Below are 15,451 nucleotides of genomic sequence, written 5' to 3' on the forward strand. Positions count from 1 at the left end.
GTTATTTTAACCTGCAAATATAGCTTATTTAGTCAATTGTAGTTCGTAGAGTTTATCCGCAATCTTCCTATCATTGGATAATCTCGGAATTTTATTTTGCCCACCAAGCTTGCCAATAGACTTCATATAGGTCTTAAATCCATCCTTTTTTATGCGTGTTAATTTGAGTTGTGTTAATACCTTTCCTTCAATCAAATCAAAATAATAGCTGTTTTGATTTTGAAGGGAATTATCTAGTGCATTAACAAATATTTCATCGTCATCTGGCTCATTCTCAAACTCAATAAACCATTCGTGATAAGGCAATCCTGTCGTTGGATTAATTTGAGGCGATACCGTAAATTCATTTACAGAAATTGATGTGTTCAATATTGCCTCTTCCAATGCTTGTTCAACTTCTTTCCCTATAACATGCTCTCCAAAAGCCGATATGAAATGCTTTATTCTACCGCTTACAATGACTCGATAAGGACTCAAAGAAGTGAATTTTACTGTATCTCCAATATTATACGACCACAAACCAGCATTCGTTGAAATAATCATAACATAATTAACACCTATCTCAACATCTTTAATGGTTATACGACTAGGATTGTCTTCAAAAAAATGTTCGGCTTCAATAAACTCATAAAATATTCCGGAGTTGAGTTGCAAGAGCATTCCTTTTTCGCCTTGCTTATCTTGAAATGCAAAAAACCCCTCACTTGCTGGGTATAACTCTATACTATCTACTTTGCGACCAATAAGATTTTCAAATTTAGCTCTATAGGGTTCATAATTTACGCCTCCAAAAATGAAAAGATTAAAGTTCTTAAAAATGTCGCCAACTTTTTTATCGGTTCTTTCAATGAGTTTCTCAAAATACATCTGAACCCAAGAAGGAATTCCTGAAATTACCGACATATCCTCATTTAAAGTCTCCTCTACAATAGCATCAACTTTTGTTTCCCAATCCTCTATGCAATTTGTTTTGAGAGAAGGCATCCTATTCTTTTGAAGATAGCTTGGAACATAGTGGGCTACAATACCTGATAATCGCCCTAATTTAATTCCATTTTTCTCCTCTAGTACTGGGCTTCCTTGCAGAAATATCATTTTACCATCTACAAATTCCGTATTACCTGTTTCTTTGATGTACATCAAAATAGCATTACGCGCTGCATTTACATGCGTAGGCATACTCTCTTTTGTAATTGGGATATATTTTGAGCCTGATGTTGTGCCTGAAGTTTTAGCAAAATAAATAGGCTTACCTCTCCATAACACATCTTTTTCACCTTTAACAACGCGATCAACATATGGCCTAAGCGCTTCATAATCCCTTACAGGAACTTTCTCCTTAAAATCTTCGTAGGTCTTTATTGAAGAAAAATCATGATCTCGTCCAAAGGTTGTATCCTTAGCCTGCTTTATAAGTTGATTAAAGACTTTTGTTTGTGTCTCTAATGGATTGTTTGCCCATTTGCTAATGCGCTTTGCCACTATTTTTGCAAAAGGCTTAGATAATCGTGCTTTTAATGAAGGCATTACTGAAAATCAATAAAATTAGTTGGGTTAACAGGATAACCTTTACTCCATAATTCAAAGTGAAGATGAGGCCCTGTGCTTAGCTCTCCTGTGTTTCCTGACATAGCAATGACTTCTCCTGATTTGACCAAGTCTCCTTGACCCTTTGTAATTGCCGAGTTATGCTTATAGACAGAAATAAGTTCTTGATTGTGTTCAATAATCACAACGTAGCCAGTCTCCACAGTCCATTCAGCAAAAATAACAGTGCCATCAGCTACCGCCTTAACAGGTGTATTATCAGCCACAACAACATCTACCGCAAAATGCTTTTCTTCTACGTTGTAATCTTCTGAAATGGTTCCGCTTACAGGTGGAAACAGAACAAAATTTGATGGATCTATGGAAGATTCGAATAGATTGTATTTATCTTCTTTTTCAACCTTAGCCCTAAGAATGGAATCTTCTTTATTCTTTTCCACTTCCAGAACATCTATATCATTTTTAGCAATCTCCATGATGGAGTCTCGATTAAAATCAACAGTCGAAATATCACCAGTAAGTACCTTTCTTATTGAGGCATAATACTGTTTATTTAATTCGAGCTCTCTTACCAATGAATCTGTTTTATAGTTTAGTTGAGACGCTTGTCTCTTTAATTTTGTTGAAGAGTAGCCTGGAATATATTCTCTTAAAGGTGTAAATGCTATAAGCAGGGTTGTAAAAAATACCAATATTATAGCTGAAATAGAAGTTAGAACAAACACGTTTAATCTAGAAAGTTTGAGCGCAAAACGTTCTTCAAAAGTGTCTTCGTTTAAAATCACCAAACGGTATTGGTGAAGTAATTTTCTAGCAAATTTTTTATCGTTTTTTTCTTTTTTTGCCATCAAAACAAAATTAGTTAAAATACTTAAACCACGCAGATGAAGAGTGCTAAAGTTAGACAAAGAACGTAGTTATTTAAGTTTAATTATTAACTTTGTCTCCTAAATTAAAAATTATGAGTTTAGTAATATTTCCTTTAGCTATTGGTTGGCCTCAAGTTGTCCTTATAGCAGTTGTTATTTTAATCCTTTTTGGTGGTAGAAAAATCCCAGAGTTAATGAGAGGACTCGGTAGTGGATTAAAAGAGTTTAAGGATGCAAGTAAGGATGAATCTGCAAATGAAGAGAAAGAATAAAAAGAAGATCTATATAGAAAAGGCCAACTAAATTAGTTGGCCTTTTTTTATTTAATTTTTATAGATTTTATAATTGATTCTAATTCAAATACCAGATCTCGCTTACTAAGAGAAGGCGCATAAACATAGCCGTCTGCCACAAGGTACCTGTTATTGATTTTATCCTCGATTAAATAGGTTAAAAACGGACCAGCCATTGGATATTCGTTCATTGTCCAAATACTTCGAACTTCATAGGTTGGCTTATTGTCTATAATTGTTTTGAACAAAGAAGGCGCATAAGCCTCTTCAACCTTCATGTAAATATCATCCTCACCAGGAATTTTAGTTTTAGTGATGCGATTACGTAAATTAACAATATCAATGACAGTGCTATCGCCTTTTGAAATTTCTTCTAAAGGTATTTCATAAAACATAAATTCCATTGTTTTAGAGCTACTGATGTTTTTTCTGACCCAGTAAAAATCGTCTTCAGCTTTACTGATTCTATAAGCCGATGGGATATCTACGGTGAGGCCTAATGCTTCTTCCATTTTTTCATCAGCTAATAAGGATAGATTAATACGTCTGAGTTTTTCCTTGACTTCTTCTTTATTAAAGGCGTCAATTATTTTTTCTTTATTCTGACGTAATTGATCAATAATTTCCTGATCAGTCTTTCCTCCAACTACAGCTACAGTTTGGGGTTTGGCAAATACCTCTCCTGCAATTTTAGTGGTGGGATCTAAATTGCCTTTTTCAATTTTTAATACTAAACGGCTTCGCGTAGCAAATCCATCAAATACTTGCGGTGGGATCTGACGAATTTTAAACAAAGGTTCATCAACAGGTAGTCCGGTTAATGGTGCAGCAAAAACATTTCTGATGCTCTCTCCAACTTTCCCATCCCACAATAAATTATCTACTACAACAGAAATTGTATTTAAATTTCCATTTGACTCCGGTAAATAAACCTTATTTCCTTTATTATTGTCTTCGCCACAGCTAAACATTAACAAACAAACAAGCATTACATAAAATACTCTCATTATCTTAAAATTTTTGTTGGTTTTTATTTAGACACAATTAGTGTCATTCCTATGTTAAGTTTATTCCCACTAATATCGTTCCAATCTTTAAGATTTTGAACAGAAACTCCCGAAAATTTTTGGGCAATGCTCCAAAGTGAGTCTCCTGATTTTACTTTATAGGTTTGTTTACCTTTAGGGTCTACCTTCTTTTTTACTGAGGTGGTTTGTTTATTAACCACAGGATTACGTGGATAAATAGTTAATCTTTGACCAATTTTTAGATTATTACTTCTTAGTCCGTTCCATCGTTTTATTTGGCTTACCCTTACACCATAACGTCTTGCAATTTTCCCCAAATAATCTCCACTTTTTACACGGTATCTAATTTTAGTATCCTGATTCACCAGCTGAGGTAAAGGCTTTTCGCGTTTGTCAAATTCTGCTTTTGCATAAGCATAAATTTTTTCTTCATTATTGGTAAAAACACCTACCGATCTTCTCGGTAGCCTCAGGTAATACGTTTTCCCTTCAATTTTTGGGATAATCTCTAATTTATAGGATGGATTTAAAAATTGTAGCTCTTCAATATTTACGCCAGTCACTTCAGATATGTGATCTAAACTAATCATCTGCTTAACATGAACAGTATCGGTTTCGATGTGCTGAAAAGGAGGTCTTTCTGGCTTAAAACCATGCTCCTCCCCAAATTCAAAAATATACATGGTTGCTAAAAAAGAAGGTACATAGCCTGCAGTTTCTCTAGGTAAAAAAGGACGAATATTCCAATAATTCTTATATCCTCCTGATCGCCTTATGGCCTTATTTACATTTCCTGGGCCAGAATTATAGGCTGCGAGCGCTAAATCCCAATCACCATAGAGCTTATACAGTTTTGCTAGATACTGTGCTGCTGCAGTAGTCGATCTAATAGGGTCGCTACGTTCATCAACATAACTGCTTACATCTAGTTTATACTCTTTCCCGGTGGTAAACATAAACTGCCACAGCCCAGTTGCGCCTACTCGAGATCTAGCTTTGGGTTTAAGGGCTGACTCTACTATAGCCAGATACTTCATCTCGAGAGGAATATTGTAGTTGTCAAATTCCTGTTCGAACATTGGGAAATAGAAATGACTCAATCCCATTAGTCTTTCTAACGAACTTCTCCTTTGTTTTAAAAAACGTTTAATTACACTTTCGAGTGACGGATTATATTCTACGTTAAAAGGAGTACGCGCATTTAAACGCGCTAGCCTAGCCTTTAAGGTGTCTGTTGAAAGTTCTGGGTAATCAACTGGCTCGTAAGTAAGCTCAGAAACTGTTTTATAAATTGAATCGAATAAAGTATTACTATATAGTTCTTCTAGCCATTTCTCATCTAATTCCTTTGCCTCATCTAGATCTTGTAAACTTTTTATCCTTAATGTATCCTGTTCTACTGGGATTTTACTTTGTGAACTAATTGTGCGCCCATCAATTATGGAGTCGCCTACTTTAATTGGACTGGTCCGGCTCTTCACTATTGTATCATTTTGCGAGATACAGATTTGCGAAGCATAGCATAATATGCCGAAAAGTATGGTTCTAAATTTCATGAATAATGCGCAATTGCGTTAATGTAAACGCATTTAGAATTAAATATAGTATTTATATACTAATCTAATATGGCAGCAATCCCAGGTAAAGTCTTGCCTTCTAAGCTTTCTAACATTGCACCACCACCTGTACTTACGTAGCTTACTTTGTTATCAAATCCAAACTGTTTCACTGCTGCAACCGAATCTCCACCTCCTACTAAAGAGAAGGCGCCATTTTGAGTAGAATTTGCAATTGAATCGCCTAAAGCAATTGTTCCCTTTGAAAAAGTTTCCATCTCAAAAACACCTAAAGGACCATTCCATAATATGGTCTTAGAATTATTAACAACTTCATCGAAATTCTCTAAAGATTTTGGTCCGGCATCCAATCCTTGCCAACCATCTGGAATGTGCTTTACACCCACCACTTGGGTAGACGCTTCGTTACTAAAACTGTCTGCGGCTATAACATCGACTGGTAAATGAATTTTAACACCTTTAGATTCTGCTTGTTTTAATATATCTAAAGCCAATTCCATTTTATCATCTTCACAAATGGAATCTCCAATGCTACCACCTTGTGCTTTTATGAATGTAAACGTCATACCACCACCAATAATCAGGTGATCAACTTTATCCAAAATGTTTTCAATTACTGTTATTTTAGAAGAAACTTTAGCACCACCTAATACCGCTAAAACTGGTTTTTCACCATCTTCTAAAACTTTTTTGATACTCTCAATTTCCTTAGCTAATAGGTGCCCAAAACATTTAGCTTCAGGAAAAAATTGTGCTACAATCGTTGTAGAGGCGTGTGCCCTATGTGCTGTTCCGAAGGCGTCATTTACATAAATATCACCAAGCTCTGAAAGCTGTTTTGCAAAATTTTCATCACCTTTCTTTTCTTCTTCATGAAAACGTAAGTTTTCTAACAAAAGGATTTCTCCTGGTTGCAAAGCATTGGCTTTTTCGGTTGCTTCGTCACCAACACAATCACTTGCAAATTTCACCTCAACACCTAAAATATCTTCAATTTTAGAAATTATATGTCTCAATGAAAACTCATCTTGTACGCCCTTTGGTCGGCCTAAATGAGACATTAAAACACAGCTACCGCCATCTTCTAATATTTTAATAATTGTAGGCTTAGCCGAAATGATTCGAGTTGCATCTGTAACCTCAAAATTGTCATTTAAGGGTACGTTAAAATCAACTCTTATTAATGCTCTCTTATCTTGAAAATTAAAATCGTTTAATGTCTTCATTTTTTAATATTTAAGTGACAAATATAAGTGCATAAAGTGCATTTGGCAAGATGAATATTAATAAGGCCAAAAACAACAAAAAATTACATAGTTTTGCGCTATGCTTTTTTCAGAAGTATTAGGTCAAGAACACATTAAAAACCATCTCACAACTAGTGTCGATAAGGGCAGAATAGCCCATGCACAATTGTTTGTAGGGCCTGAAGGCTGTGGTGCTTTACCAATGGCACTAGCCTATGCACAATATCTTCTTTGTCAGAATAAAAATGGTGAAAATACTGGTGGTAACGATTCTTGTAACTTAAAGTTTAAAAACTTCTCCCATCCTGATCTCCATTTTGCATTTCCTGTAACCACGAGCAACAAGGTAAAAAGTAAACCTGTTTCTAACTTCTATCTCGAAGAATGGCGCCAACTATTAGAACAACAGCCGTACGGCAATCTTTTTGATTGGTACAAGATGCTTGGCGTTGACAATAAACAGGGTCAAATTGGTGTGGACGAAGCTCATGAAATTGTGAAGTCGCTTTCTTTAAAATCATATGAAGGTGGTTATAAGGTTATGATTATATGGATGGCCGAAAAAATGAATACGCCTTGCGCCAATAAGTTATTAAAACTCATAGAAGAGCCTCCTGAAAAAACTGTTTTTTTACTAATTGCTGAAGATGAAGAACAACTGATTAATACTATTCGTTCACGTTGCCAAATACTGCATTTCCCAATGCTCTCTGAGGAGGTTATTGCCCAATCCTTAGTTACAAATTATCATATTGAAATGTCAGTGGCTACAAAAATTGCGCATCAGTCTAATGGAAATTACAACAAAGCTTGTGATCTCATATATCAGGATAGTGAGGATATTCAATTTGAAAAATGGTTCGTCATTTGGGTACGTTCTGCTTTTAAGGCAAAAGGAAATAAGAGCGCAATTCATGATTTAATTTCATGGTCTGAAGAAATTGCTAAAACGGGAAGGGAGACTCAAAAGAAATTTCTGAGCTTCTGCCTAAATTATTTTAGACAAGCTTTATTATTAAATTATAAAGCCAATGAATTAGTTTATTTAGAGCCTAAATCAGAAAATTTTAAACTTGAAAACTTTGCCCCATTTGTTCATGACAACAATATCATGGAAATATCAAATGAACTTCAGGATGCCATTTATCATATTGAAAGAAATGGTAATTCAAAAATTGTTCTCACAGATCTCTCTATTAAACTAACACGGTTGTTGCATAAAAAAAGCCAAGCATAAGCTCGGCTCTATTATATTATTGTCAATCAATTTATTTATTCTCTGACGAGCTATTATCACCATTTAATGCTTTAAGGACTTCTTCTGTAATATCCTGTGCGTCAGCACCATAAAGCACACTTCCAGCTTCATTTGATCCTAAAATAAATGTATATCCCTTTTGCTTACCGTAATCTTTAATAAAGGCTTTAACTTGTTTCACAAGCGTATCGATCTCCTTTTGTCCTTCAGCTTGCAACACCTTCTCTTCATTACCAAGCTGATAATCCTGCATTTGCTTTTTTTGTACTAAGGCGTTGTATTCTTCCTCAGCTTTACTTTGGCTCATTTTCGCTGCACGAGATTGAAATAACTGTGCTTCAACCTGAATAGCTTGTTGCATGCTATCCGCCTTTTTATTAAAATTATCAATTTTGATTTTGAACTTCTCTTCAAAATCTTTTTTCTTTTGATAATCATTCACCACTTTGTTATTATCTACAAATGCGATTTTTTGTTGTTCTTGGCAAGATGAAAATGTAAGTGCTATTATGCAAACTGCGATTAATTTTTTCATGATTTAGATTTCAAATTAATTTTTGTAAATGTATAAAAGTAAACAAGTGAAACATCATTTTATTGGTGTATATACAAAATCTATGGTGTATTAATAAATCTATTAATTTTATCAATTAAAAATGAGTCGAAATTAGCTCATTTAAGAGTCTTATTTATTTTAGTAGTACAATTCAGCGCAGAACAACAAAATACTTCGATATAGCCTTAGAGAATTGGTTTTAGCTTTGTTTAAGAATATAAATGATGGAAGAATACTCTTTTGTGCGCTTTGCCTTGATATTTGATTTTAATCCAATCCAAAAAGCTTTAAAAGGATTCATAAAACCGCTTTTATATTTTTCGGATAACAGACTCACATAATACGAATCAAATAACATTGGAATTGTTTTATCAACTGTAAAACCAAATTTTGAAAAAAGTGTCTTTATGGACTGTCTAGAAAAATGCCATAAATGTCTTGGCACATCATAAGCAGCCCAATAACTTTTATAATGCTTTGCATCATAACTTTTATAATTAGGAACGGCAATGACTAACACTCCATTTGATTTTAGAAGTCTTTTAAATAGATTGATGTGCATTGTTAGTTTCGGAAGATGCTCAAGAACATGCCAAAGTGTTATGACGTCAAAACTATTTTCTTCAAATTCTAAAAGCTGTTCTATCTCGTAAACGGAATAACCAGTTTTATCATTGGCAATTTTTCTTGCCTCTATGTTTGGTTCAATTCCTGTAATATTCCATCCAGACTCCTTAGCCACTTTTAAAAAATCACCTGTGCCACATCCTACATCTAAAAGAGATTTCGAATCTGTACTAAAAGAATTAATAAGGTTTACTTTCTTTTTTAGTGCTCGCGACCTAATAAAGTGATATGCGTATTCAAATAAATTTCGTTTTGAATCTGTATGTGAAATATAATCTTCGCTCTTATAATATTGAGACAATTTATCCTCTGCTGGTGCAGGACATGTCTCTAACATATGCAGATCTTCGTTAAGAATTAATTGAAATTCTTCACCAGAAATAGAGTGATCTTTTACTTTTAAAAAAGTTGATTGACTCATTTTATGATGAATTGTTTCACGTGGAACACTAGTTATCTTCCTAAATAAACTAAAAGAACTGAGATATCATTTGGTGAAACACCACTAATTCTTGAAGCTTGAGAAATTGTTACAGGTTGTATTTCGGTAAGTTTTTGGCGCGCTTCCATACTCATAGATTTTAATTTAGAATAATCGAATTCTTTAGGAATTTTCAAATTCTCTAATCTATTTAGTTTGTCAGCATTATTCTTTTCCTTTTCTATATAGCCAGAATACTTTACTTGTATTTCGGTCTGCTCTATAACTTCAGCATCTAAATTATTCGCATTAATATAATCCTCAACAGCCTTAAACTTTCTTACATCATCAATAGTAATGTTAGGTCGCGCAAAAAGCTTAAACATCTTATCCTGTTGTTTAACTGGTGCTGAATTTTTAGCCTCTAAAACAGGATTCGCCTCTTCTGGTTTAATACTTGTGTCTTTAAAAAATTGAACGAAAGCCTCCGATTTAGATTTCTTTTCTTCCATTCTTCTTAAACGTTGTTCTGAAGCTAAACCTAACTGATAGCCTTTGGGTGTTAATCTAAAATCAGCATTATCCTGCCTTAACAACGTTCTATACTCAGCACGAGAAGTAAACATTCTGTATGGCTCTTCAGTACCCTTAGTTATTAAATCATCAATTAAAACACCAATATAAGCCTCATCCCTTTTTAAGGTAAACGGATCCTTTTCTTGAACTTTTAAGCTCGCGTTTATTCCGGCCATTAATCCTTGAGAGGCCGCTTCTTCATAACCTGTGGTTCCATTTATTTGACCAGCAAAGAATAAGCCATCTACCAATTTAGTTTCAAGCGTATGTTTTAATTGTGTAGGTGGAAAGTAATCGTATTCAATAGCATAACCAGGCCTAAAGAATTTTACATTTTCAAACCCAGCAACAGACCTCAGTGCCTTAAATTGAACGTCCTCGGGTAAAGACGTTGAGAACCCATTAACATAAACTTCTACCGTATTCCAACCCTCTGGCTCTACAAATAATTGATGCCTGTCTTTATCTGCAAAGCGATTTATTTTATCCTCTATAGATGGGCAATATCTTGGCCCAACACTTTTTATTCGTCCATTAAACATAGGAGAGCGGTCAAAACCTTCACGTAATAAATCATGTACTTCAGTACTAGTATACGTCATATGACAAGAGCGCTGCTCCTTTAACGGTTGTGTTTTGTCTAGATAAGAAAACTTTTCAGGGTTTTTATCTCCAGGTTGTTCAATCATTTTAGAATAATCTAAAGATCTACCATCTACTCTTGGAGGTGTACCTGTTTTCATTCTGCCAGAATCAAAACCTATTGCAATAAGTTCTTCAGTTATTCCTGTTGCGGCACGTTCACCTGCTCTTCCACCACCAAAGTTCTTATCGCCAATATGGATTAAACCATTTAAAAATGTTCCATTTGTTAGAACTACCGATTTAGCTTTTACTTCAATTCCAAGAGATGTTTTAACACCCACTATTTTATCACCTTCTATTAAAAGACCAGAAACCATTTCTTGATAGAAGTCCAAGTTCGGTGTATTTTCTAACAATAATCTCCAATCTTCTGCAAAACGCATTCTATCACTTTGAACTCGCGGACTCCACATTGCAGGTCCTTTTGATTTATTAAGCATCTTAAACTGAATTGCTGATGTGTCGGACACTATACCGCTATAACCACCTAAAGCGTCAATCTCACGAACTATTTGACCTTTAGCTATACCACCCATCGCCGGATTACATGACATCTGGGCAATATTTTGAAGATTCATTGTGATTAACAATGTCTTACTTCCCGTATTAGCCGCTGCAGCTGCGGCTTCACTTCCTGCATGGCCAGCACCAACTACAATTACATCATATACATCGCTAAACATGATTATTTTCCTTACGTTCCACGTGGAACAATTAGTTTAAAAATTTGAGTTTGCAAATATACGTCGATTCTACAATAGCATCAATAACTAGCCATGTAGTATTCTTCTTTAGCTCGCATCACTTTCGATTCATCAGGTGTTTTATCCTTATAACCACAAAAATGTAATACACCATGAATCATCACGCGTAATAATTCATCTTTAAAAGCAACACCGTAATCAATAGCATTATCTCGTACTCTATCAATAGAAATATAAATATCTCCTTGTATTATTTTTCCTACGGTATAGTCAAAACTTATTATATCAGTTAAAGTGTCATGATTCAAGAATTCTACATTGAGCTTGTGCAAGTATTCGTCGGTGCAAAAAATGTAATTAATATCACCGATTTTATAACCCTCCTTTTTAATTGCATCCAATATCCAGTTCGTTAATTTATCTTCGTCTACTAGATTAAAATCTGCCTCGTAATTATAATTTACCATCAGTACTCTTGAAATAATCCTGAATCTTCTTCTTTAAATGATTTCGCAAAGGTAGTGCTTGTCTGTTTAATATTTCTGTAGTGTTAAAATACTGCTTAGCAGTGGGTAGTTTGTTTGTATTGGTATTATTAAACTCTTGCTTATTCGTCTCAGATTCACGCTTCGAATCCTGACCTTGTAAAAATGTAGCGTTTTCTAATTTCAAAAGCTGATGCTGTAGATCCATCATCTTTTGAAGCGTCTGATTTGTAAACCCATAATTAAGTAGATCTAGTTCTACTTCTTCCATTTGCTTAATCAATTCACCAGCAGATTGTATTTGACCATCCTTAGCAATTTTATCCTCTAAGGCTTGTCTTAATTGTTGCTGTCGCTGGTAAATTTTAAATAGCTCAGCATTCTGCTCTTCGTTGCCGCCTTCACCATATCCATCATTCGTCTCCTCACCATCTTTACTACCTGAACCGTCCTTTCCGTTTGAGCCATTTTTACCATCGTTTGATTCACCTGAGTCACCACTATTATTTCCTTCACCATTTTGCTGTCCATCATTACCATTCTGTCCACCCTGTCCATTTTGCCCTTTTTGACCATTTTGGTTTCCATTTTCTCCCAACTCACCTTGGCTTCCCTGTTGTCCTTCGCTACCCTCACTTTCTCCTTTACCCTTTTCGCCTTTTTCGCCCTCTTTATCACCTTGTCCATCTTGGCCTTCCTGACCTTCATTTCCTTCCTCGCCCTTCTTTCCTTCTTGGTTTTTCTTTACACCTTCCTCCATTTCCTTATTCAATTCTTCCTGAGACATAATTATGTCCTGTAGTTGCTGACCTTTACCAGATCCTGGGCTTGGCATGGCATTCATAGACATTTCCATATTATCTAGAACATCACTAAGAAAGCTTGCTAGTTCATTACTAGCAGTAATCGCATACTGTTGAGATGCTATACCTTGATAAAGCCTATTTTCAGTCAGTTGGCCAAGTGATTTATCCATGTTAAAATATACTTCAGTGATTTGAGAGTTTACTTTTTCAGAAATTTTTGGTTGTCTTAACGAAAGTGCAAACAAACTATCGTCCACATGCTCAAAATGCTCCCTCAAATTACTCTGTTCAATAATATATTTACCGTATTTATTGTTGTCGATATTAATTTCTTCGAAAGTGTTCATTAGGCCTTCTTGGTCAAACGAAAAGAGTAATAGGTTTTCGAGAATTTGACGAAGCATATCCACATCTTCTTGTGCCTGATCACCGCCACCTCCACCTCCGGAAAGTGATTGCTTCATCATTTCGCTGAGTTGCTTCATCTTCTTTGAAGCCTTTTTTTGGCGCTCCTGAGCATTTTGTAGCTGCTCTTGCGATTCTTCTGTTTCTTGGCCCTTCTGTTCTTCTAATTGTTCTTTCTTATCTAAAGACTCCTTAGCGTCATTTTGATCGAAATTGATTTCACTTTCGATGAACTCGTCACGAGGTACGTCCATAGGCTTTTGTAGCCTTCTATCGTCTCGTTTTAACTCATCAATATCCTCTTGGAGCTTCTCAAACTCTTCCTGGAGTTTCTCCTGACTTTCTTTATTGTTCTTTTCTTTATTCTCAGAGAGCTTTTCTTGTTTTTCGGAAAGTTCTTCCAGCTGATTCGCGATCTTCTCGGTCTTTTTCATAACATAAAAGCGTTTTGTTAATTCTAACAATTGCTTCATGCTTCTCTTTTTGTTCTTATTCTGCTTGGCTAATTCTTCAAGCTTTTGAGTAAACTCTTCTTTGTTAATTTTATCTTTTAGCTCCTCTAATTCTTTTAAGAGCTCTTCATCCTCTTTAAGCTTCTGTTCATTTTCCTTCAGGCGCTCTTGTAGATCCTTTTTAAACTGATCTTCCTCTTTCTTTTCGTTTTGAAATTCCTCAAGATTGTCTTGTAGTTTTTTATTGAAGTTTTTCATCAATTGTTCTTGTTGCTTTTGGCGCTTCAAAAACTCTTCAAACTTCTTTTTGTCATTGAAATTAAGTTGCTCTTTCTCCTTTTGGGTTTTAGAAAATTCTTCTAGCTTTTTGTCTTGCTCCTCTAGCTTCTCAAAAGTCTTACTAATATCATTGATGGTTTTATTTTGTTCCTGAAGCTGTTTTTGTTCTTCTTCGTCCTTGGTGCGTTTTCTATAATTAAAAACACTACTTTTTGTTCGTTTGTAATTATTAACAGCATCGTTGTCATAAACCTCAAAGTATAACTGATAGCTTACACCTTCCTGAAGGTTCAATTGATTTGGAAAAGCCGTAACAAACTCAGTGAAGTTCGATCTAGAAAACTCTAAGGGCTCTGTAATTTTTTTGGACTCATCCTCGGCAGGATAATACACCAATTGTAATTTACTTAATCCATAATCGTCACTGGCTTGGCCATAAAAATATAGGCTTTGTTGATCAATTGTGTCCTTCTGAACCTCAATTTTAAGTTCTGGGCTTGCGTCTCTAACCACACTAATATTGTAGCTTAGATTTTCATAATCCTTAAGTTGCTCATTGCTCGTGGATATATTGTAATTGTAATTTTTATATAAGTGTTTTGAGGCAATAAACTGTCCTTCAGAATCTTGCTTAAAACTTAATGTGTCTTGCGCATAAATATTAACAGATGTTGTTGACTTGGTATTGGCTCTCCAAGTTACCTTGGTGCCTTCTGGAATAATTGCAGAACCTGTACTTTTAAGAATCTCATCTTGCTTCTTAGTATGAGAAGGGTAATCTAAAACCATCTCAAAATTTGTAAGGTTTGGTGTGTTTAAAATTTCAAGAACATAAGGCTTCGAAGTAATACCATTTGCATTAAGAACAAACTCTGTGTTCGCTTTTAATAAATTGAAAACAAACTGAAATTCGCCTGGCGCTATCGGTTGTAAAAAATAAGACTGACCGTTAAATTGAATTTGAGCATTTTCTGGTATAACCTCTCCGACTGTTCTTATCCTGAGTTTAAAATCCTTATTCTCAATGGCTCTCAAGGATTCATTTATAACAAAAAATTGAAATGGCGCTGGTGGCTCATAAGCCGTTTTATAGTTAACAACACGTTCGTAACTATCACTAAACCAGTTGATTCTACCAGAAACTAAAGACAATAAAACAATTAAAACAGGTATCGCTGCATATTTTAAATACTTAAGATTAGATTTAAAGTTAATGGCAAGCTGAAAAGGAATTGGCTTGAGCTCTTTTGCCTTTTGCTCAATGCTCGCCATAAGAAGTTCTGACCGTTCAGGGCTTTTTCCTAGTTGCAATACATTAAGTAACTTATCATTTACTTCTGGAAAGTGGTTACCGATAAGCTTTGAAGCCTTTTCGTATCCTATACCCTTACGAAGTCTAAATAGTTGCGCTAAAGGAATGGCGATGAACTTTAAAAACAAGCCCAATTCTACCACTATGAAAATCCAGAACAAGACAGTTCTTAAAGTGGTGTTTAACCAAAGTAAATACTCTATAAATAGTGTTGCTAAAAAGTAGAGTAGTCCAATAGCAAAAAATAAAATCACACCTTTTAGAAGTTCGTTGGTATAATACTTCTTTATAAAGGCTTCAAGCTTTGATTTTATGTCATTAAAATTGCTCATTTCAGTATACTAACTTACTAAACTACGATTT

Annotated in this window: 12 protein-coding genes; 2 read left to right on the top strand and 10 right to left on the bottom strand. The window is 34.9% G+C overall.

All coding sequences use genetic code 11. From position 1 onward, the window contains the following. Positions 1-24 precede the first annotated feature (24 nt). Both ACRHOC_RS03105 and ACRHOC_RS03110 read right to left on the bottom strand, forming a co-directional pair. Positions 25-1,527, bottom strand: a complete 1,503-nt coding sequence (locus ACRHOC_RS03105; RefSeq protein WP_431157058.1) for a GH3 auxin-responsive promoter family protein — start codon at positions 1,525-1,527, stop codon at positions 25-27. After that, positions 1,527-2,396, bottom strand: coding sequence for a M23 family metallopeptidase (locus tag ACRHOC_RS03110; protein WP_431157059.1), 870 nt, complete (start codon positions 2,394-2,396; stop codon positions 1,527-1,529). Before ACRHOC_RS03110 ends, ACRHOC_RS03105 begins: the two co-directional genes overlap by 1 nt. A gap of 113 nt (positions 2,397-2,509) precedes the next feature. On the opposite strand from ACRHOC_RS03110, the gene ACRHOC_RS03115 reads away from it, so the two are divergent. Then, positions 2,510-2,689 carry a Sec-independent protein translocase subunit TatA/TatB gene (locus ACRHOC_RS03115; RefSeq protein WP_431157060.1) on the top strand — a complete coding sequence of 60 codons (180 nt, stop codon included), beginning with the start codon at positions 2,510-2,512 and terminating at the stop codon, positions 2,687-2,689. 47 nt (positions 2,690-2,736) lie between these two features. Here ACRHOC_RS03115 and ACRHOC_RS03120 read toward each other — a convergent pair whose 3' ends face one another. The 3 genes from ACRHOC_RS03120 to ACRHOC_RS03130 are packed head-to-tail and all read right to left on the bottom strand — an operon-like array spanning position 2,737 to position 6,541. Further along, positions 2,737-3,717 (bottom strand): DUF4837 family protein, encoded by a 981-nt coding sequence (locus ACRHOC_RS03120; RefSeq protein ID WP_431157061.1) that lies wholly within the window; start codon positions 3,715-3,717, stop codon positions 2,737-2,739. 23 nt (positions 3,718-3,740) lie between these two features. After that, positions 3,741-5,294: a LysM peptidoglycan-binding domain-containing protein gene (locus tag ACRHOC_RS03125; protein ID WP_431157062.1), complete on the bottom strand. Its 1,554-nt coding sequence runs from the start codon at positions 5,292-5,294 to the stop codon at positions 3,741-3,743. Positions 5,295-5,353: 59 nt separating this feature from the next. Next, positions 5,354-6,541, bottom strand: coding sequence for a phosphoglycerate kinase (locus tag ACRHOC_RS03130; RefSeq protein WP_431157063.1), 1,188 nt, complete (start codon positions 6,539-6,541; stop codon positions 5,354-5,356). Between the two features lie 100 nt (positions 6,542-6,641). On the opposite strand from ACRHOC_RS03130, the gene ACRHOC_RS03135 reads away from it, so the two are divergent. Then, positions 6,642-7,799, top strand: coding sequence for an ATP-binding protein (locus ACRHOC_RS03135; protein ID WP_431157064.1), 1,158 nt, complete (start codon positions 6,642-6,644; stop codon positions 7,797-7,799). A gap of 31 nt (positions 7,800-7,830) precedes the next feature. Here the strand turns inward: ACRHOC_RS03135 and ACRHOC_RS03140 are convergent, their stop codons facing one another. The 5 genes from ACRHOC_RS03140 to ACRHOC_RS03160 all read right to left on the bottom strand — a co-directional run bounded on the left by ACRHOC_RS03140 (position 7,831) and on the right by ACRHOC_RS03160 (position 15,420). Further along, entirely contained in the window at positions 7,831-8,355 is a 525-nt protein-coding gene (locus ACRHOC_RS03140; RefSeq protein ID WP_431157065.1) for an OmpH family outer membrane protein, read from the bottom strand. Positions 8,356-8,575: 220 nt separating this feature from the next. Next, positions 8,576-9,424: a class I SAM-dependent methyltransferase gene (locus ACRHOC_RS03145; RefSeq protein WP_431157066.1), complete on the bottom strand. Its 849-nt coding sequence runs from the start codon at positions 9,422-9,424 to the stop codon at positions 8,576-8,578. A 32-nt stretch (positions 9,425-9,456) separates the two neighbouring features. After that, complete coding sequence (gene mnmG, locus ACRHOC_RS03150) at positions 9,457-11,328, bottom strand: tRNA uridine-5-carboxymethylaminomethyl(34) synthesis enzyme MnmG (RefSeq protein ID WP_431157067.1); 1,872 nt, start codon at positions 11,326-11,328, stop codon at positions 9,457-9,459. A gap of 80 nt (positions 11,329-11,408) precedes the next feature. Beyond that, complete coding sequence (ybeY, locus tag ACRHOC_RS03155; protein WP_431157068.1) at positions 11,409-11,816, bottom strand: rRNA maturation RNase YbeY; 408 nt, start codon at positions 11,814-11,816, stop codon at positions 11,409-11,411. Continuing rightward, entirely contained in the window at positions 11,803-15,420 is a 3,618-nt protein-coding gene (locus tag ACRHOC_RS03160; RefSeq protein WP_431157069.1) for a hypothetical protein, read from the bottom strand. Before ACRHOC_RS03160 ends, ybeY begins: the two co-directional genes overlap by 14 nt. Positions 15,421-15,451: the final 31 nt, after the last annotated feature.

It is taken from the genome of Winogradskyella poriferorum (genome assembly GCF_050618035.1).
Taxonomy (GTDB): domain Bacteria; phylum Bacteroidota; class Bacteroidia; order Flavobacteriales; family Flavobacteriaceae; genus Winogradskyella; species Winogradskyella poriferorum_A.

Excerpts from the sequence above, each read along its gene's own strand:
- ACRHOC_RS03105 (WP_431157058.1), bottom strand. The coding sequence starts at position 1,527 with ATGCCTTCATTAAAAGCACGATTATCTAAGCCTTTTGCAAAAATAGTG.
- ACRHOC_RS03110 (WP_431157059.1), bottom strand. The coding sequence starts at position 2,396 with ATGGCAAAAAAAGAAAAAAACGATAAAAAATTTGCTAGAAAATTACTT.
- ACRHOC_RS03115 (WP_431157060.1), top strand. The coding sequence starts at position 2,510 with ATGAGTTTAGTAATATTTCCTTTAGCTATTGGTTGGCCTCAAGTTGTC.
- ACRHOC_RS03120 (WP_431157061.1), bottom strand. The coding sequence starts at position 3,717 with ATGAGAGTATTTTATGTAATGCTTGTTTGTTTGTTAATGTTTAGCTGT.
- ACRHOC_RS03125 (WP_431157062.1), bottom strand. The coding sequence starts at position 5,294 with ATGAAATTTAGAACCATACTTTTCGGCATATTATGCTATGCTTCGCAA.
- ACRHOC_RS03130 (WP_431157063.1), bottom strand. The coding sequence starts at position 6,541 with ATGAAGACATTAAACGATTTTAATTTTCAAGATAAGAGAGCATTAATA.
- ACRHOC_RS03135 (WP_431157064.1), top strand. The coding sequence starts at position 6,642 with ATGCTTTTTTCAGAAGTATTAGGTCAAGAACACATTAAAAACCATCTC.
- ACRHOC_RS03140 (WP_431157065.1), bottom strand. The coding sequence starts at position 8,355 with ATGAAAAAATTAATCGCAGTTTGCATAATAGCACTTACATTTTCATCT.
- ACRHOC_RS03145 (WP_431157066.1), bottom strand. The coding sequence starts at position 9,424 with ATGAGTCAATCAACTTTTTTAAAAGTAAAAGATCACTCTATTTCTGGT.
- mnmG (WP_431157067.1), bottom strand. The coding sequence starts at position 11,328 with ATGTTTAGCGATGTATATGATGTAATTGTAGTTGGTGCTGGCCATGCA.
- ybeY (WP_431157068.1), bottom strand. The coding sequence starts at position 11,816 with ATGGTAAATTATAATTACGAGGCAGATTTTAATCTAGTAGACGAAGAT.
- ACRHOC_RS03160 (WP_431157069.1), bottom strand. The coding sequence starts at position 15,420 with ATGAGCAATTTTAATGACATAAAATCAAAGCTTGAAGCCTTTATAAAG.